Genomic DNA, 18,733 nt, shown 5'->3' on the forward strand with positions numbered 1-18,733 from the left:
GTAGATTGAGCCGGACCTGAGCGATGGCCACAGGTCCGGCAGCGAACGGAAACGAGGATCAGCTGAGCTGGCCCAGCGCCTTCTCGGCGTCCTTCGCAGTTTGGCTGTTCGGAGCGAGACTGACGGCCTTCTTCAGATGCTGCGTGGCGTCGGATGTCTTTGCGAGTTTGCTGTAAGTCAATCCGAGGTGATAGTGGAAGGCGGCATCGTTCGGACTGGACTTCACGGCATCTTCCAGAAGATCCCGCGCCGAGGTGTAATTTCCCTTATGGTAATAAGCCCAGGCGAGAGTATCAGCCGTGCTGGGTGAGTTTGGCATGGCGCGGCGGGCGACCTGCGCGAGGGACAGCGCCACGTCGATATTCTGGCCTGTCTCGATCATCAGATAAGACAGGTTGTTGGCTGCGACCGGCTGGTCCGGCTGAATCTGAAGTGCCTTCTTGTACGAAGCGACAGCCTGATCACGGCTGCCCTGCGCTTCCTGAAGGGTGCCGAGAACGGTAAAGCCCTGAGCATCGCTGGGATGGTCGGTTGTCCATTGCTGCCACTTCGCGACTGCTTTTCCGGGATCGCCGCTGGTAATGACGGCGCGGGTGTAGACGACTGCCGCAACCGGATCGTTAGGATTCATCTGCATGGCCTTTTCGGCCGAGGCGAGGGCGCCTGCCGTATCTCCGGTACCGCCCTGCAGCTGTGCGAGCAGACTGTACATGTCTCCATTTTGCGGTGCTTTCGCAATCTGCTCCTGGACCCTGCTGATAGCCTTGGCGCCCTGCTTTTCCACCACATACGTAGCGGCGAGCAGTCGCAGCGCGCGCGAAGAGCTGGGATTGTGAGAGAGCGACTGCTCGAGTAGTTTGCGCGCTTCACTCATATTCTTCTGGGCGAGGCGCAGTTGTGCCAACTCAAGATAGCCTGTCGCGTTATCTGGGTCCAGTTTGATGGCCTCTTTGAAGTCGGCCTCGGCCTTGTCGTTAAGAGACTGGCTGCCTTCTGCCATGCCGCGCCATATATAGCCGTTGGCAGACTGCGGAGTGGAGGCGATCGTCGCATCACCCAGTTGCGCGAGAGTCGTGAAGTCGCGCCGGTCGATGGAAATCTGGGCCAGCCCTTGCTGTGCGTCATTGTTTCGAGGATTGATGCGGACGGCGTCGCGGAATGCCTGCTGGGCAGCAGGAACGTCGCCCTTGGCCACAGCGGCTCGACCCAGCCAGATCTTTACCTGCAGGTTTTCCGGGTTAGCCTTCGCGGCCTTCTGAAGAATATCGAAGGCCCCGGCTGCCTTACCGTCATTCAGCATCAGCATTCCATTCAGCAGGGCCACCTGGGGAAGTTCGCTGTCCGTTTTGGCCAGTTCCTGTCCGAGGGTGCGGGCCTTAGCCAGATCTTTCTTGGCGATCAGAAGGCGTGCATAGGAGAGCTTGAGCGAAGGACTCTTCGAATGTTTCTGAACCAGATCGGCGTACGTCTGAGTTCCTCGATCCAGCTGCTTGGTCCGAATGTAGAAAGTTGCCAGCATGTCGGATGCACTGCCGTCATCGGGAAGATCGTCGGCTGCCTTGCGAAGAATCTCTTCAGCCTTGGGCAGATCGTTCTGACGCATATAGAGATCAGCCAGACTGGACCGGGCGATGATGTTGTGCGGATCGGCCGCGACGGCCGCATTCATCTCTGCGAGAGCGCCGGACACATCTCCTTTCTTCTGAAGCATGCTGCCCAGAACAATATGTGAGGCGACGTTCTTGTTGTCGAGTGCAACCGCTTTACGCAGTTGTTCTTCTGCTTGTCCTGATGTGGCCGGATTGGCGGCTTGGAGCATACCGAGGGTAGTGTGGAAGGCAGCACGATTTGGATCGATCGATAACGCCTTCTGGATCTGAGTCAGTGCTGTGTTGAGGTCCCTCTTGCGGGTTGCTATACCTGACAGAAGAGCATAGGCATCCGCGTTGTTGCTGTTCAGGGCTAAAACCGCGTTCGCCTGCTCGGTGGCCTTGTCCAAGGCATTTCCGGCCAGGAGCAGGTTTCCCAGCTCAATGCGTGCCTCCTGGTTGTTAGGAGTTAGGTCCACGGTACGGGCGAGCTCCGCATAGGCCGTCATCGGAGATCCCTGCTTAATGTAGACCTTTGCCAGCTCATAGTGAGCGTCGGCAAAGTTGCGGTCGACCTTGAGCGCATTCGAAAATTGAATGGTCGCTTCCTTGAGCTTGCCATCACGGGCGTAGCGTTTTCCGCTCTCAAGATATTTATGTTTTTGTTTGTTGGGATCGCGCGAGCATCCGGTGGCGAAACCCAGAGCGAGTGAAGCTGTCAAAATGGCGGCAGAGAGACGAACTGGAGCGAGAGCCCGCGAAATTCTCATGGTACCTTTCCTTCATCAATCGTCCATTCAGGCATATCTGCTGAGATGGATCTTTACGCTCGGATTTCGTCCCGCAGCGTGTTAAAGTGCCGTCTCAGTTGGGAATAAACTGAGACAGATATGGAGTCATGTGCGTTGTGAACCGGATCGCACGCTCGCGCGCATCCGCGACCTGTTCGGAGCTGGAGATAGGAGTGATCACTCGAACGAGGGCTCCGTCCGTCCGGTTGAAACGGATGGCATCGGCCAGCATATAGGCTTTTGCCTTGTACTCATTTGCGATGCTGCGACCGTGCGCCTGGTACCAGTAGATTACGAACTGCCTGGATTCTCCGTTGTTGATGACATACTCCCCAACGTTGAAGCGCTTGCCACGAGTATCGTCAAGGCTGGTGTAGCTGGAGTTCTCAAAGATCCAGCCCGCACCCGGCAGGCAGTGCTGCGGGGAATGAATAGACTGGCCGGTGCGCTGCGTCGCGAAGTAGCCGATAAACAGGCTTACAGGATAAGCTGCAGAGGGCTTCATCGAGACCGCACGAGCCGTGGGCATGCTGTAGATCCGATTGAGGAAGTCACCCTTTCCAAGTACGGCGAGCACCTCATCCTCGAGAGGCATATCCTGAGCGACCATACCGTCGATGACGTTGGGCATCAGGCTGAGTGGCTCACTGGCGGGGACGTTATCCGCATCTCCACGATGCATCAGCAGCGCGAGAGTGACGGCCATAAACAGGGTGACGGTCCAGAAACGCGAAGATTTCATGCGCCTACCTCCTCTCTGGGCTTGAGAATCAGCCGCATGAGGCGATGGATCAGATAAAGGCAACCCAAGGAGATGACGAACATAACCCAACCGGAAAACTCGTGAAAGAATCCAAGTGCCTTGACCGGATCCCAGTACTGCACACAAAGCCCGGTGCCGACGATACGAATGGCATTGGCGGCTACCGCAATCGGGATGCTGGCAACGGCGAGAAGAACGCGACGTGCTGTTGTGCGCTCAAGAAAATATCCATAAAACACAGCCAGGGTGAACAGGCTCATTAAGGAACGGATCCCGCTGCATGCCTCTGCGACTTCAAGCTTCATCACGGGCAGTTGGATGACGTTCCCTTCCTGCAGTACTGGAACACCGAGCAGGGGGAGCGACATGCTCGCTAACTTCGAGGCCAGCAGCTGAAGGGGGAAGGTGATCTGGTTGAAGATGATTGCGGGGAACGGAATCGCCAGGAGCAGGATCAGGACCGGAAACCGAAGCTGACGGAGCATTGCGCTTCCCAGAAAGGTCCAGATGAGACCCGCCAGGAGCATGACAAAGGAGATTCTCGACGTAAACAGGTCAACGCCGTAGACGCCGAAGATCAGGATGAGAAGTCCCAGGCAGACCAGGGGAAGACCAGCCCAGCTTGGGCGGACGGGTGTCCCGGCAATCTGTTTCCGGCGATCCCAGAGAAGAAAGATAGAAAACAGCGGAACCAGGAAGCCATGAGAGTAGTCGGCGATGTTATACCAGTCGACTACAAGCTTGACCCCTATGCGGTAGTAGAGTGCGAGTAGAAGCGCACCGATGATTGTCGCCGGTACCCAGATCCGCGATGGAATCCGAATCCCGACAGTGCTCAAGGGAACCTGATCGAGGCCGGGAAGAATCTCTGGAGAGAGCTGTTCGTTTTGCAAGCTGCCGGTCACCGTTTCTAGGGCGTTATACTTCACAAATCATCTGTAAGCAATTTCCTTGCCGCGAATAGATCCGAAGATAAGCGCAATTCTGACCTGAAACTGAACTGCGTAGGAAGATACTCGACCATAGTTGTAGGGAAAAGGGAAAAAGTTTTCCCACTCTGGCTGCCATTCTGCATACCATAAGGGTGCTTTTGTGAAGTCATCGGCCACTTTTTCTTGAGATCGGTCGCTGTAGACACCGGTGACGGGTCTATATATGGACCAGAACGTGGCCTTGCAAAAAAAACTCGTTCACAGCGCGATTTGGCATTCCTTGTGCTTGCTGGGAGTATATCGACTTCTTCGGCTTATGTTTGACGGGCGCATGTAATCTTGCACTCACGCAAGCCGCTCTGAAGAGAACCAGGATTTCAGAGAAGGGACGGTTCAAAAAGAAAGGGGCCTCCCCCAGTAGCCCGTCTTTCCCCTTCTGGAGGGAAGTCGATTGGAATCAATTGAATAGTTGATAAATGAAGGAGCGGAGCTGAACCGGATGAGTGAGAATCGAAAGAGTCGGATGGAGTTTTCCCGGCGGATCGGGAGTGGGCCCATGAAATGGTTCTACGTCGGAGTTCTCGTTGCTATGCTGTCGGCCTCTGGCCGAGGTCAGGATTCTGTAAAAAAACCGGAAACCCCTGCTGGGGGGCAAGGAAGTGGCACGGCCCAGAGTTCCGCTTCTCCACAGGCTACGGCACCGACTGGACCTGCGACCCTAACGGGAGCCCCGGCCGTCGATAATGCCCGGTACGTTATCGGTCCAGACGATTCCCTCGCCATCACGGTTTGGAAGGAACCATCGCTTTCAGGAACGATTCCGGTTCGACCCGATGGCATGATCTCGATCGCTCTGGTCGGCGACCTGCGCGCGGCTGGGCGCACGCCGATGCAACTGGCTGATGACATTACCGTAAAGCTGAAGAAATATATCCAGGATCCCAATGTCTCCGTGGTGGTGATGGCGGACACCAGTCAGCGAATTTTCCTCATTGGAGAGGTCGGACATGTAGGACCGATCCCGATTACGCCCGGAATGACTCCCTTGCAGGCGATTGCGGCGGGAGGGGGGCTTTCGGCCTTCGCTAACTCCAAGAAAATCTACATTCTGCGGAACGAAGGCGGAAAACAGCTGAAGATCCCCTTCAACTATAAGCAGGCCCTCAAAGGGGAAGGGTCGCAGGATATAACCCTGAAGCCGGGAGACACGATCGTCGTTCCATGAGCCAACCAATGAAGATCTGGATTCCAATTTCCGTATTTTTGTTCGTCCTCGCGGGACGATTGTCGGGTCAGGCTGTGCCTACGGCGGTTCCGGTACAAACGCAGACGCCCGCCGGCACCACTGCACCTCGCTTGTCATGGGTCGACGGCACCGTTCACTATTCCCTCAGCGCATCAGAGATTGTTCAATATGGTTACTACGGAGCGGGGAACGCAACCAGCTCGACGGCGTTTTCCGGCGTTGTCGGATATTCCTCTCTCAGCATGGTTCATCCCACCTCGGTTCTGTTCGCGGGTGGAGTGGTGATTGGTCAGGGAGGGCAGGGGACTTCAACGTACCAGAACGTGGCTCTCAGTCAATCGCTCATTAAAGGTCGATGGATTCTTAATATCAGCGACTCGTTCAGCTTTCTTCCCCAGTCGCCAGTGACGGGCGTCGCCGGAGTTCCGGGCATCAACAATCCGGGAACCATCCCAATCGATGGTCCCTCGCAGGGACCCGCCGGCGGAATTCTAACCTACTCAGGAAATCGCCTGAGCAACATGATGAGTGGAACGATCGAGCGGAGGCTGACGGGGAGAACCTCGATAAGCGGCAGCGGTTCCTGGTCGGTGTTGCACTTTCTGGACAAAAACGCCGGTCTCGATACCTCGATGGTGAGCGGCCAGGTTGCGCTCAATCACCGCATCGACCTGCGAAACTCCGTTAGTCTGAGTGCGGTATATTCGACCTTCAATACCAACAATCTTCTCGCAATCTATCCGCCTGGATTTCCGGCCAATAGCGTTACTTATGAAACCAAGGGAATCAATCTGTCATATTCCCGCCTCTGGACGCGGTCGCTCTCAACCGATGTCTCCGCCGGTCCAATGTGGATTCAGACCTCGGCGGCACCTCTGATCCCCAATAGACTCAACTATTATCTGAATGCCGGTCTGGGATATAACCGCAGGCTGGCCAACTATGGTCTGCGCTACATGCATGGGGTCAACGGCGGCTCGGGAGTTCAGCCTGGAGCTTTGTCGGATACCGTAACCGGAACCGCAGGGCGAACGCTTAGCCAGCGGTGGGCTGCTTCCGCTTCCCTGGTGTACACGCGGACGACAGGATTGCTTGTGTTTTCGCAGAATGCTGGATCTGTCAACGGTGCAACGAACACGGAGTATGGAACCTTGCAGGTCACTCATGGGTTTACGCGCACCATCTCCGGTTTCGCCAGCTATACAGCACAGAATCAATCGATCAGTCAGGGCTTTCTAACGCCGAATGCCGTGAATGGCTTATCGCACATCTTCGGACTCGGGATCTCCTGGACACCGCAGTCGACCCGTCTCGGAGACTTCTAAGGAGTTAATTATGCTGGGACATCGTACGCTCAATGTGGACGATTACATTGGAATTCTGAAACGTAGAGGCTGGATGATCGCGGTGCCCGCGGTGCTTCTGGCGCTCGTGGGGTTTGCGCTGACGTTTGTGGTTTCGCCGCAGTATCTCTCTCAGACTCTCATCCTCGTCGAACAGCAGAAGGTACCGGACGACTATGTCCGGCCGGTTGTCGTCGAAGACATCACTGCGCGCCTGGCTTCGATGAAGGAGCAGATCCTCAGTCGCTCCCGCCTGGAGCCGATCATCGAGCGATTCAATCTTTACGGCACCAAGAAGATGTCGATGGATGACCGGATCGATCAGACGAGAAAAAACATCGATATCAAGCCCATTCACTCCGAGATGGCGCGAACGGGAGGGTTGCCGGGGTTCTTCATCTCGTTCAAAGACTCCGACCCGCATAACGCCCAGCAGGTTTGCGGAGAGATCGCATCGCTGTTCGTGACAGCCAATCTGAATGCGCGCGCGCAATCGGTAGAGGGCACGACGGAGTTCCTGAAAGGCCAACTGGCAGATGCGAAGCGAAACCTGGATGAGCAGGACGCAAAGCTGGCCGTCTTCCAATCGAAGTACATGGGACGGCTCCCCGGCGAGGAGACTCCCAATATGAACATGCTGACCAGCCTCAATACGCAGCTGGATGCGACGACGCAGGCTCTCAACCGAATGGAGCAGGACAAGAGTTACACCGAATCCATGATCGTGCAGCAACAGAGCTTTGCGCCATCGGGAGAGCATGGAGCAGCGGCTCCGGGAGCCCAGCAGGCACAGTTACAGACCCTGCTGAACGAGGAATCGGAGTTGACGCGGCGCTATACGGACGACTATCCGGACGTTGTCGCTGTGCGAAGAAGGATCAAGGAGGTGCGTGCGCAGATCGCCGAGGCGCCTGCAGCCTCTTCCACGCCTGCACCGACCAGCACAACACCAAATCGCAACGATTCTCCTGCTGTGCAACAGTTGCGCGCTCAGCTTCGCTCGTTGGAGCAAGGAATTCAGGCCAAACGGCATGACCAGGCGCTTATTTCGAGCCAGGTTCGGACGTATCAGGATCGGATCTCCGCCAGCCCGGGAGTGCTTGAAGAGTATAAGAACATCACCCGGGACTATGAAACTGCACAGGGCTTCTATGACGACCTGTTGAAGAAGATGAATCAGTCGAAGATGGCAACCGATCTTGAACACCGGCAGCAGGGAGAACAGTTCAGTGTCATGGATCAGCCAAACCTGCCTGACAGCCCGATGTTTCCCAAGCGCGGTGTCTTCGTAGGCGCCGGGTTCATGGCCGGCTTGATTCTGGGAACGATGCTGGTTGCCTGGAGAGAGTATCGCGATACGGCGGTCCGATCGGAGCGGGATGTCTGGGCCTTTACGAAACTTCCGACTCTTGGTGTTATCTCGTTCTCCGTCAACAATCCTGAAGGACCGGCTGCCAGTGCCAGCCGCTGGCCAAGGGCACGCCGTAATAAGAAGACAGAACTCCAGGCTGGCAAGCCTCTGATGAACGCGGGCGGATGACGAATGTATAACAGCTTCTTCAAACTCCATAGCAATCCCTTTGGCACCAGTCCTGATCCGCGGTTTATGTACATGATGCCGCATACACGCGAGGCGCTGGCATGTCTGGAATATGGCATCTCTGCACGCAAGGGATTTACGGTTCTTACCGGAGAGGTCGGGACCGGCAAGACAACCCTGCTCAAGCGAGCTCTCGCCTCCTTCAGCAACCGGCGCATCTCGACGGCGTTTGTCTTCAATCCTCGCCTGGAGGTGCTGGATTTCCTGGAATTCGTTCTGGCGGATTTTGGGATTATCCCGGCCAACAGAACCAAGTCCGGCATGCTGCTGCAGTTGAATCGCTGGTTGATTGAACGTTTTCGCTTGGAAGAGACGTGCGTGGTCGTTATCGATGAAGCGCAGAATCTTTCCTGGGAGCTGCTGGAAGAGATCCGCCTGCTGACGAATCTCGAGACCTCCTCCGAGAAGCTTCTTCAGATCATCCTCTCCGGTCAGCCTGAGCTCGAGGAGAAGCTTCGACACCCCAGCGTGCGCCAGCTGCGTCAGCGAATTGCTTTGTGGTGCCGCACCCAATCGCTGACGGAGAACCAGACCCACTCCTACGTTGCGGAACGCCTGCGACTTGCCGGGGCTGTTCGTCCGATCTTTACTGCGGACGCTCTCAACCGGATCTTTCGGTATAGCCACGGAATTCCGCGCATCATCAACCTTTTATGCGAACACTGCTTGATCGTGGCCTACGTCGAGCAGGTGCAAGAGGTCTCCCCCGCGATCGTGGATGGAGTCGCATCGGAGCTGGAGCTGGAGACACAACCGTTTCTAGTCTCGCCAGTCGCATTCGGCGGGCACGGCAGCAATAGCGGTGAAGGTGCTGGACTGATGACGTCACTGGATGACGAACCGAAGGGAAGGCGAGATCGATGAGTCGCATATACGAAGCACTTCAAAAAGCAGAGTTGGAAAGAAGGCAGGAACGCCCGGAGGCCGAGCCACCCGCTCCCTTGGGAAGCCTGAATAGCAGATCGGCCGCGGCGACAGCGGAGTATGACATTCCTTCACCTTTCGCAGAGGCATCGATGGAGGTTGAGGTATCGCGAGGAAGCGGCGGCCTGAACCTCGAAGCAATTCCGCGGCGTCAGTGGAATCCTTCCATCGTTCGTCTGCCATCTCTCCTCGAGAGAGGTCCGGCGATCGAGCAGTTTCGCAGTCTGCGTTCGCGAGTCTATGAAGCACGTGATATTCGGCCCATCAAATCCATCATGGTGAGTAGCGGCCTGCCTCAGGAAGGCAAAAGCTTTATCTCGGCGAACCTTGCGGTCAGCCTGGCACGGCATAAAAACAGCAAGGTTTTGTTAATCGATGGCGACATGCGGCGGTACACGCTTCATGAACTGTTAGGCACCGAATCACATCCGGGGCTTGCTGAGTACCTGGCGGGAAAGGCATCCGCCGAACAGATCATGCAGCGCCAGGAAGAGACAGGGGGTGCGCAAGCTGCGGTGCATAATGCTCTTTCAAACCTTACGTTCATCCCCGGCGGCAACGGTGGCGACAAGGCTGCCGATCTCTCTGGAAATGCCAGGTTTGGCGAGCTTCTGCGAATGGCTGCTCCTCACTTTGACTGGATTATCGTGGACTCGTCGCCGGTCGTACCGGTCTCGGATGGAGTGAATCTTGCGCGCTCCTGCGATGGCGTTCTTCTGGTTGCGCGTGCCGGGATCACACGGTACACCGTGGCCCAGCGGGCTGTAGCCGAGTTGCGTGCCGCCAATGTCCTCGGGTTTGTTCTGAATGCAGTGCACGAGAATCCTCAAACCGGCAGCTATTACGGATATAACTCAAATAAGGAGTAAGCGGGAGCATCGTCGTACATGATTCGACTCTTCAATGTGTATTATTCGACCCGCACTATCATTCTTCTGATGTGCGAGGCTCTGATCGTCAGCGGATCGTTTTTGCTGTCGACGGTGCTGATCCTCGGGCCAGATACATACATCTGTCTGAACTACGAGTACGGCGTGATCAAGATCGCAGCTCTCACGATTCTGACGTTGTTACTCTCCTATTACTTTGACCTCTATGAGCCTCAGCGCATCTCCGAGCGGTGGGAGATCTATTTCCGGCTCTTGCTTGTCCTTGGCTTTCTCTCGTTCCTGCTCTCTGCGGTGATCTATTTCTTTCCGCAGGTTGATATCGCGCATTACGTACTTCTGCTTGGCCTTATGTTCCTCACGCTGGGCCTCGTCTTATGGCGCGGTGCCTATGAATGGATCATCGGTAGAGAGGTATTTCGTGAGCGTGTCTATGTTTTAGGCGGTGGCGATCGCGCACGCATGATTGCCGACACCCTGCGCTTGCGTAAAGATGCAGGCATGGAAGTGGTGGGCTTTGAGCCGATGCCGGTCGACAAAGGTGAGCGCCGAGAGGCCTTCAGTATGGCGCTTGAATCCTTTCGGGGAAGGAATCCAGGAATCGATCGTGTCGTCATTGCGCTTGAAGACCGCCGTGGAGAACTCCCTCTGCGCGAGCTGCTTAAGCTACGCTTCGATGGAGTGGTCATCGAAGAGGCGGGAGCTCTGTTGGAGCGTCTGACCGGCAAGCTCTATCTTGATGGTCTACGGCCCAGCAATTTTATCTACAGTGAAGGTTTTCGTGTGAAGCCTTCCCAGCAGTTTGCACGCCGCATCGTCTCGACCCTGACCGCTGCGGCGGGTCTTCTCCTGTTTCTGCCCCTCTTGCCTTTCGTGGTGTTGGCAGTACGGCTCTCTTCATCTGGACCAATCTTTTTCAGGCAGGTCAGGGTTGGGATGGGCGGTCGAAACTTTACCGTCTACAAGTTTCGTACGATGCGAACGGACGCCGAGATCGCGGGAGCAAAGTGGGCCAGCAAGGATGATCCGCGTGCAACCAAGGTCGGCGGGTTCATGCGCAAGACTCGTCTCGATGAAGTTCCTCAGCTGTGGAATGTGCTTCGTGGCGACATGGGATTCGTCGGACCGCGGCCGGAGCGACCGGAGTTCGTGCCGTGGCTCTCGGAGAATATCCCCTACTTCGATCTACGCCACATGATCCGCCCTGGTCTTACGGGATGGGCGCAGGTGCGGTACGGCTACGGCTCGACGCTCGAAGAGGCACGAGAAAAGCTGGAGTACGACCTCTACTACATCAAGCACATGACGCTTGGGCTCGATCTGCTGATCATGTTCGAGACCATCAAGACCATTTTGCGCAGACGAGGTGCGCAATGAAGGCGCTCTTCTGGATCTCGTTGGCGGGGATCGTCTATACCTACGTTGGATATCCGTTGGTAATGTTTCTGCTGGCGCGATTTTTTTCGCGGCCGTGGAAGAGAGCGGATACTGCTGCCTCCGTCAGCATCGTTATGGCGGTGCATAACGGCGCCCAGAGGATTCAGGCTCAGGTCGAACATCTTCTCTGGTTGGAGCCAGAGCTGGTTCGCGAGGTCATCATTGTCTCGGATGGGTCGAACGATGGCACGGCGGAGATGCTAAATGATCTGCAGCGGTCTCGCCTGCAGACGATCATTCTGCCCGAACAGGTAGGGAAGGCCGCGGCACTTAACCATGCCATTGCACACGCGACGGGCGAGATTTTGCTGTTTATCGACATTCGCCCGAAGGTCGTTCCGGGGGCTCTCCAAAAGTTGTTGAGCAATTTCGCGGACCCGTCGGTAGGCTGCGTCGCAGGCGAATTGATTTTGAATACCGACGGCCACGACGCGGCAGCATCTGCAGTCAGCGGCGTCTACTGGAAGTATGAGCAGTGGATACGCAACTGCGAGGCCGCGTGGGATTCCCCAGTGGGTGTCTATGGCGGTTTCTACGCTGCACGCCGTAGCCTGGTGCAGCCATTTCCGGAGGGCATCATTCTGGACGACATGTTTCAACCCCTGTCGATCCTGCGTAAGGGCTATCGCAGCGTCCTTGACCGCTCCGCAATCGTTATCGACACCTGGCCTGGCAAAGTCTCCGGCGAATTTCAACGTAAGGTGAGAACCCTGGCGGGAAACTACCAGCTATTCTCTCTCGCTCCCTGGACACTGAGTTCGCACAATCGAGTGCTCTTTCAACTGATCTCGCATAAGTTGATGAGGCTGGTGGTTCCGTATCTTTTCCTGTGTATGTTGCTGACTGCCACAGTCCTTGGAATCCATTCGCTTGAATGGCGAGTCGTTGCGGTTGCGCAGTGGGCATTCTGGCTGGCGGCTGCGGTCAGTCTTAAGACAAAGCTTCCTCTGATCCACAGGCTGGCCTCGGCCGCGAGCGCGTTGCTGGTTCTGAACATCGCGGCCGTCGCCGGTTTTTACAAGTTTATTTTTACTTCCGGTCCGCTATGGAAGATATGGTCACCGGGCGGACAGGTACCCACAACTGCCATTCCCTTAGAGAGGGGACGGGAGAGCGTATGAGATTCACACGTCAACGGAACTCGGAGGCTAGATCGATCAACGAGCCTCAACCCGTCTTCCTTCTGCGAAGGGCGTTCTATGCGGCTCTCTCGTGTGTTTGACGATCCGTATTTCTTATCGATTGCTCAAGTATGAGGATTATGACTTTGTCGACTTCAACGCCGGCGCTGGTAGAGCTCCATGTAGGACGCATCCACGCATTCGAGCGTGAAGTGCTTCCAATAAGCCGCTCTGGCGTTTTCGGCATGGAAGGCTCTTCTCTCTGGATCGGACGCGAGCTGAACAATCGCTTCCGCCATGGCCGCGGCGTCCCCGACGGGAGTCGTCAGCCCGGCGTTGGAGTTCTTAACCACCTCTGCCATGCCACCGACATCCGTGACAACCGACGGCAGGCCAACCGACATTGCCTGCAGAAGCGACATCGGGACCCCCTCGGAGGTGGAAGACATGCAATAGATGTCAGCGGCGGAGAAAAAGCCGGCTACATTGAGGCGCTCTCCCCAGAAAGTTATGTGATCTTCGATTTCAAGTTCGCTCACCAGCTCATCAAGTTGCGGCCGCTCGGCGCCATGACCTACCAGCCAGAGGTGAAGATCGGGAACTCGAGAGACTGCAATCGCCACGGCTCGAATCAGAGTAGGAAGACTCTTGACGGGCGCGAGTCGGCCAACGAACAGCAGCGTCAGACCGGTTTTGGCAGGCTGTTCGGCTGCAGCAACAGGTATCACCGGATCCACGCCGTTATAAACACGCACAATCCGATTGCGGGGAGCTCCGGACGTGTGTCGCAGATTCTCGCAGGTGGCGTCGCAGATGCCAACCACCCAGTCGCAGAAGCGGGCCACGAGATTGAAGCTTATCTCCGCGCCTTTTTCGTAGGGTGGCGCGACGAGGCTGTGACGCGTCGCCAGAACAGACCGCGCGCCGGCGAGTCTTGCAGGAATCGCAGCCTGGAGCGTGGGCGCCGGATTGTGACAATGCACGACGTCGGGACGGAGGCGCCGAAACTCGCCGATGAAGCGAATAAAGGTTCTGGGCAGGGAAGCCTCCCCAAGGACGAGTACAGGGATGCCTTCAGCAAGAAGCTGCTCTCCCAGAGTGCCAAGATTGCTGTATGCGATCACCGAGACGTCATGCCCATGCTCCCGCTGCAGTCGGCAAAGCTGAGCTACGAGAATCTCCGCCCCACCCATCTCAAGGCTATAGACAACGTGAATAATCTTCATGCGAGGCGCTGCGCCGGTCCCATTGTGCGAAGGAAAGACAAAGAACTGAAGTCGAATTTACATAATACTAGCTGCAGCGCGAACTTCCAGATGCACTGCAGCGTTATTCTTACCAGGTCCCCCACGTAGAAAAGCTCATCTTCCTGCAAAAGGAAGGATGCGATGAAGTGCAAGTGCCTCGAGTGCGATTGAGGGGCGATTTAGTAGAGGAGTTGTGGTATGGGTAGCGAAGCAGTAGTTCTGCCGCAAAAATTGAAGGTTGGAGTCGAGGATGCGCGTGAGCTGCTGGGGCAAAGGTCTGCAGAGTTCTGGCCGGCGCTTCGAGCGGCCACTCGAGACGCAACGGATTTTTCCGAGGTACTCTCACTTGCTACGCTGCGCAAGAAGGCGCTGAAAGCAGGCATCGTACATGCGCCTGAGAAGACGATCCGCGTGGCCATGGTCGGAGGCTCAAGCCTCTATCCCTTGCATGAACTGGTGCAGCAGATGATTGGAGCTGCAGCGGCGACAGGATGGTGGGAAACGGAGCTCTGGAAGGGCGATTACGATAATTACATCTCGGAGATTCTCGATCCTGAAAGTGAGCTTTACGCATCTCAGCCGGATGTAATTTTCCTGGTTCCATCAAATCAGCGCTGCACGTATCACGGGGCGATGACCGATCCTCATCCCCTCCAACGGGCCGAGGCGACGAAGATTGCAGAGGATCTGCTGAGTCTTTGCCGGATGGCACATGAGCGATCTGGAGCCGAGGTGATCCTTGCGAATTTTCTGCCTGCAGCCGAATTCGACCCTGGCCCGTTCCGGGTAAGGACACTCGGGTCGAACTGGAGCTTTCGCAAGCTAGTCAATCTTGAGCTCGGCCTTGGTGCGCCGTCCTATGTTCACATCTGCGATGCGGAGTTTCTTGCCACGCGGCGCGGGGCCGCAGACGCCCATGATCCACGGGCCTGGTTCGAGACCAAACAGCTCTATTCTTCTGACTTCGCCGTGGATATTGCAAAGGAGGTTGCCGCCATCGTCGCCTCTCTGCATCGATCCTCGAAGAAAGTTCTTGCCCTTGACCTCGACAACACGCTCTGGGGAGGCGTAATCGGCGACGATGGCATGACCGGCATCGAGATCGGCGGGACGCATCCTCGCGGAGAGGCGTTCAAGCAATTTCAGCTCGCCATCGCATCGCTGGCAAAGCGTGGCGTTGTGCTCGCGGTTTGTAGCAAGAACGATTACAAGAATGCCGCCGAGCCCTTTGAGAAGCATCCCGAGATGGTTCTGCGCTTGAAGGATATCGCCTGCTTCCAGGCGAATTGGGAGCCAAAATCCGAGAATCTGCGCCGGATTGCGCAGGAGCTGAACCTGGGCCTCGATTCGATCGTCTTTGTCGATGACAATCCGGCGGAGATCGAGATCGTGAAACAGTTTGTTCCCGAGATCGAGACGATCTGGCTTGGCCCTGATCCGGCTGAATACGCATCCCAGCTTCTTAACTCAAGATTCTTCGAGTCTCGTTCGATCACAGGCGATGACCTGAAGCGTGGCGAACAATATCAACAGCAGGCCGCGCGATCCCAGGCGATGAACGCGGGAACGGATATGGATGCCTATCTGGCCTCGCTTGAGATGCACAGCGTCATCAGCGAGTTCACGCAGGTCGATGTCCCTCGTATCTCGCAGCTGATCAACAAGAGCAATCAATTCAACGTAACCACCCGCCGACGCAGCGAAGCCGAGGTCGAAGCCCTGCTGGCTGATCAGGAGCACTACGGATTCAGCGTGCGGCTCGCCGATAAGTTTGGAGACAACGGTCTCATCTCGGTAGTCGTTGTCAGGGTAGAAGGTGCGACAGCCATAGTCGATACATGGTTAATGAGCTGTCGTGTCCTCAAGCGCCAGATGGAGGACGAGGTCGTCAACGAGATCGTTCGTGTGGCGCTGCAGCGTGGTTGCACATCGGTCGTGGGACACTACCTGCCTACGGAGAAAAACGGCATGGTGCGTGATCTCTTTCCCCGCATGGGGTTCTCGCTGGTAGAAGAGACGCCGGAGCGCGCCACCTATCAGTTGATCACTGAAAACTTTGAACCTGGAAAAACTCATATTCAGATAGACCGGAGAGCTTATGACGCAAACTGAAATCCTTGGCAAGATGCAGACTGTCTTCGACGACGTGTTTTTGGACGACGTAAAGGTCGCCCCCGAACTAAGTGCCAACGACGTGGAGGAGTGGGACTCGTTGCTGCAGATCTCGCTTGTTCTGGGAGTCGAGAAGGCCTTTAACGTTCGCTTCCGGGTCGGTGAGGTAGAAGCGACGAAGAATCTTGGCGAGTTTGCCGACCTTATTCAGCGACGTATGAATGAAGGTGCGAAGGCTTAAATGTTTCCCGCGATCTGGTCGAACCGTCATGCGGTAGCCCTGATTCTCGTGATTGGCATTCTGCTTACGCTGCCGATGCTGATGTCGGTTGCGGGCCTGCCTCCGCGCGACCGCGTTTATAGCGGTATTCGAGTCGAGACCGGCACGGGCCCGCTCGATGAGCAGAATATCTTTGAAGAGAAGGGACCCGTTGACATTCTCTTTGTCGGCAGCTCGCTCATCGTGCGTGGCGTCGACATGAATTACGTTCAGCAGCAGCTGAGCGCCAGCCTCGGCAGGCCAGCGAAGGTTGCTCGCCTTTCGTTGAAATGGCAAGGGCTCGATATGCAGTACATGCTGATGCGTGACTTCCTCGAGCATCGCAAAGCCAACCTCGTCATTATGGACATGCCCACCCTGGCGTTGATCGGCGACGCTCCACATATCCAGGCTTACCGGTGGATGCGATGGGGAGAATTCCCGGAGTCGACCTCCGGCCTCTCCTTTCGCCAAAGGATGGCGATCTATGGTGCGCAGGTTCTCGGAGCTCCCAGGCAGATGGTCAACTACCTGCGCCCCAATCGCCTCGTCCAAAGTCCGCGGCTGGTCGCCAAGTTGGGATCGCAGTCGGAATACGGCTCCGTTGGATACTTCGGTGGCCCTTTTGTGACCGAACCCCGGACACCCCCGCAGATTCCTGTCGACAGCATGTCTTCCCACGGCGTGGCGGACAACAACTTCGACTTCCAGGGTCTCGCTCTTGGCCCTTATCACAGGCATTGGGCACGTGAGATCGGCAACCTGGCAAAACAATATAACGTTCCTTTCGCCATGATCCACGTTCCCGAAGATACGGAACGGGGAATGAGTCAAATTCCGGAGCGGATGTACTGGCCGGAGATCGTCGGTCTCCCTGCCGCTCCCGTGCTGGGGATTCCATCGGCGACGCTTTTCCAGGCGACACCGGCCTCGGAGATCAACAACTACTACTACGATCAGCATTTCAACGATAACGGCAAGGAGTTCTTCACGCGCGCGATCACGCCGGCGGTGCTCGATCTTTATATGAAGGAGACCCATGGCCGCACCATCCAGTAGCAAGGCAAATCCCCTTCTCGTCGGCGTCCTCTTCGCGCTCTGTATTGCCGCAATTACCCTGACCCTGTTCATTACTCCGGAGTCACTGTCCGTCAATCTTGTCTATCAGGCTTTTTAACTGGAGAACTGTCTTACGATGCCGGCCGGCCTGACTCATTTTCTGTCGAACTCGCTTCTGTTAGTAACCCTTACGGTGCCGTTTCTCTTTTTCCCGCTCGCCGCCTGGGTTGTCCTGCGCTGGTCGCCGGCCCGGTTACGCATGCCGGCTTTTGCCGCCGTCAACCTCGTCTTTGCGCTCGCGGTGTGTCTGTCGAGAGGGACGTATGGAGTCCGTCTTCACGATGTGAAACAGTACTTCCTTTTCTCGAGCATAATGTTTGTCGTTTACATTCTGCTGGTCTCGGTGCAATACGTTCTGCTGGAAAAGAAACTGGGCTCATGGTTCCCGCTCGTTTTCCCTCTCTTGATACTTGCCCTGATCAAGTATGTCCCTGGCAGCTGGACGCAGGGCTTCGTTCCGGCTCCTTTCTCAAATAAGGTATTTGCAGATTTTTTTCTCGGACTTTCTTACATGGCCTTTCGGCTGACCTACATGGTTCATGAGATCCGAAACGGCATCGTTCCGCTTCCCAGCTTTGCGGAGTATCTGTCCTTCGCTTTTTTCGTCCCAACGCTTTCCATCGGTCCCATTAATCCCTACAGTGCCTTTCACAATTCCCTGGTCGCTCCCGATCGCACAATTACGCCCATCGGGCGTAGCTGGGGGCGCATTCTGATTGGTCTGACGAAGTACGTTTTTCTTGGAAATCTTGCCAATCAGCTAACCTACGATGGGCTGCTTGCCGACGGTCTGCCGCACCATTGGATCGATTTCCCTATCGCGGTGGCGGGCTACTGTGCTTACCTCTATCTCAACTTTTCGGGCTTCTGCGATATCGCCATCGGTGTCTCGGGCCTTCTAGGGATTCACGTACACGAGAACTTCGATCGCCCCTTCAGCAAGCGTAATTTGCAGGAGTTCTGGGCTCACTGGCATATGACCCTGACCAATTACATGCGCGATATGGTCTTTGTGCCACTTTCGAAGTCTCTTGTTCGCCGCTTCGGGCCGGCTTCCGCCCCGCACTGCATTGCGGCCGCCATTGTCATTGTCTTTGTGCTGATGGGGATCTGGCACGGAGCTGGCTGGAACTTTGTGATCTATGGTCTGTGGCACGCCGTCGGCGTGGTCGTGGTTCATTACTACACCTTGTTTTTAAAGAAACGGCTCGGTAAGGTTCGCTATGCGAAATATCGAGAGAACAGGATTATTTATCACATCGCGAATGCTGTAACCCTAGCCTACTTCGCGCTTGGGCTCATCCTTGTCGCCAATTCCATGCGCGGATTGAAGATGATCTTCGCTGCCTTCCAGCCGATGTAG

At 56.1% G+C, this 18,733-nt stretch carries 16 protein-coding genes; 12 read left to right on the plus strand and 4 right to left on the minus strand.

Annotated features, from left to right (window positions below):
- Window positions 1-58: 58 nt before the first annotated feature.
- The 3 genes from BDD14_RS19125 to BDD14_RS19135 all read right to left on the minus strand — a co-directional run bounded on the left by BDD14_RS19125 (window position 59) and on the right by BDD14_RS19135 (window position 4,036).
- Window positions 59-2,359 carry a tetratricopeptide repeat protein gene (locus BDD14_RS19125; protein WP_130420271.1) on the minus strand — a complete coding sequence of 767 codons (2,301 nt, stop codon included), beginning with the start codon at window positions 2,357-2,359 and terminating at the stop codon, window positions 59-61.
- Window positions 2,360-2,453: 94 nt separating this feature from the next.
- Window positions 2,454-3,122, minus strand: coding sequence for an exosortase C-terminal domain/associated protein EpsI (locus BDD14_RS19130; protein WP_130420273.1), 669 nt, complete (start codon window positions 3,120-3,122; stop codon window positions 2,454-2,456).
- Window positions 3,119-4,036 carry an exosortase/archaeosortase family protein gene (locus BDD14_RS19135; protein WP_242618061.1) on the minus strand — a complete coding sequence of 306 codons (918 nt, stop codon included), beginning with the start codon at window positions 4,034-4,036 and terminating at the stop codon, window positions 3,119-3,121. Before BDD14_RS19135 ends, BDD14_RS19130 begins: the two co-directional genes overlap by 4 nt.
- A 595-nt stretch (window positions 4,037-4,631) precedes the next feature.
- Here BDD14_RS19135 and BDD14_RS19140 point away from each other — a divergent pair.
- Genes BDD14_RS19140 through BDD14_RS19170 form a run of 7 tightly spaced genes read left to right on the plus strand, consistent with a single transcriptional unit; the run spans window position 4,632 to window position 12,633 of the window.
- Window positions 4,632-5,300, plus strand: coding sequence for a polysaccharide biosynthesis/export family protein (locus BDD14_RS19140; RefSeq protein WP_242618062.1), 669 nt, complete (start codon window positions 4,632-4,634; stop codon window positions 5,298-5,300).
- Window positions 5,301-5,308: 8 nt separating this feature from the next.
- Window positions 5,309-6,646 (plus strand): hypothetical protein, encoded by a 1,338-nt coding sequence (locus BDD14_RS19145; protein WP_130420275.1) that lies wholly within the window; start codon window positions 5,309-5,311, stop codon window positions 6,644-6,646.
- 10 nt (window positions 6,647-6,656) lie between these two features.
- Window positions 6,657-8,204: a GumC family protein gene (locus tag BDD14_RS19150; protein WP_130420277.1), complete on the plus strand. Its 1,548-nt coding sequence runs from the start codon at window positions 6,657-6,659 to the stop codon at window positions 8,202-8,204.
- 3 nt (window positions 8,205-8,207) lie between these two features.
- Window positions 8,208-9,128, plus strand: a complete 921-nt coding sequence (locus tag BDD14_RS19155) for an ExeA family protein (protein ID WP_130420279.1) — start codon at window positions 8,208-8,210, stop codon at window positions 9,126-9,128.
- A complete protein-coding gene (locus tag BDD14_RS19160; protein ID WP_130420281.1) occupies window positions 9,125-10,057 on the plus strand; it encodes a CpsD/CapB family tyrosine-protein kinase in 933 nt (310 codons plus the stop codon). Before BDD14_RS19155 ends, BDD14_RS19160 begins: the two co-directional genes overlap by 4 nt.
- An 18-nt stretch (window positions 10,058-10,075) precedes the next feature.
- Complete coding sequence (locus BDD14_RS19165) at window positions 10,076-11,452, plus strand: TIGR03013 family XrtA/PEP-CTERM system glycosyltransferase (protein WP_130420283.1); 1,377 nt, start codon at window positions 10,076-10,078, stop codon at window positions 11,450-11,452.
- Window positions 11,449-12,633, plus strand: a complete 1,185-nt coding sequence (locus BDD14_RS19170) for a glycosyltransferase family 2 protein (RefSeq protein ID WP_130420285.1) — start codon at window positions 11,449-11,451, stop codon at window positions 12,631-12,633. Before BDD14_RS19165 ends, BDD14_RS19170 begins: the two co-directional genes overlap by 4 nt.
- A gap of 155 nt (window positions 12,634-12,788) precedes the next feature.
- Here BDD14_RS19170 and BDD14_RS19175 read toward each other — a convergent pair whose 3' ends face one another.
- Window positions 12,789-13,859: a glycosyltransferase gene (locus BDD14_RS19175; RefSeq protein WP_130420287.1), complete on the minus strand. Its 1,071-nt coding sequence runs from the start codon at window positions 13,857-13,859 to the stop codon at window positions 12,789-12,791.
- A gap of 219 nt (window positions 13,860-14,078) precedes the next feature.
- On the opposite strand from BDD14_RS19175, the gene BDD14_RS19180 reads away from it, so the two are divergent.
- The 5 genes from BDD14_RS19180 to BDD14_RS19195 are packed head-to-tail and all read left to right on the plus strand — an operon-like array spanning window position 14,079 to window position 18,733.
- A complete protein-coding gene (locus tag BDD14_RS19180; RefSeq protein ID WP_130420289.1) occupies window positions 14,079-15,992 on the plus strand; it encodes an HAD-IIIC family phosphatase in 1,914 nt (637 codons plus the stop codon).
- Complete coding sequence (locus BDD14_RS19185; RefSeq protein ID WP_130420291.1) at window positions 15,979-16,233, plus strand: acyl carrier protein; 255 nt, start codon at window positions 15,979-15,981, stop codon at window positions 16,231-16,233. The genes BDD14_RS19180 and BDD14_RS19185 overlap by 14 nt, the downstream gene beginning before the upstream one ends.
- Window positions 16,234-17,310 (plus strand): hypothetical protein, encoded by a 1,077-nt coding sequence (locus BDD14_RS19190; RefSeq protein ID WP_130420293.1) that lies wholly within the window; start codon window positions 16,234-16,236, stop codon window positions 17,308-17,310.
- A complete protein-coding gene (locus tag BDD14_RS31950) occupies window positions 17,291-17,428 on the plus strand; it encodes a hypothetical protein (protein WP_165420161.1) in 138 nt (45 codons plus the stop codon). Before BDD14_RS19190 ends, BDD14_RS31950 begins: the two co-directional genes overlap by 20 nt.
- An 18-nt stretch (window positions 17,429-17,446) precedes the next feature.
- The gene (locus tag BDD14_RS19195; protein WP_130420295.1) at window positions 17,447-18,733 is read left to right on the plus strand and encodes an MBOAT family O-acyltransferase; all 1,287 of its coding nucleotides are present in this window, start codon (window positions 17,447-17,449) and stop codon (window positions 18,731-18,733) included.

Origin of the sequence: Edaphobacter modestus (assembly GCF_004217555.1) — a bacterium.
Taxonomy (GTDB): domain Bacteria; phylum Acidobacteriota; class Terriglobia; order Terriglobales; family Acidobacteriaceae; genus Edaphobacter; species Edaphobacter modestus.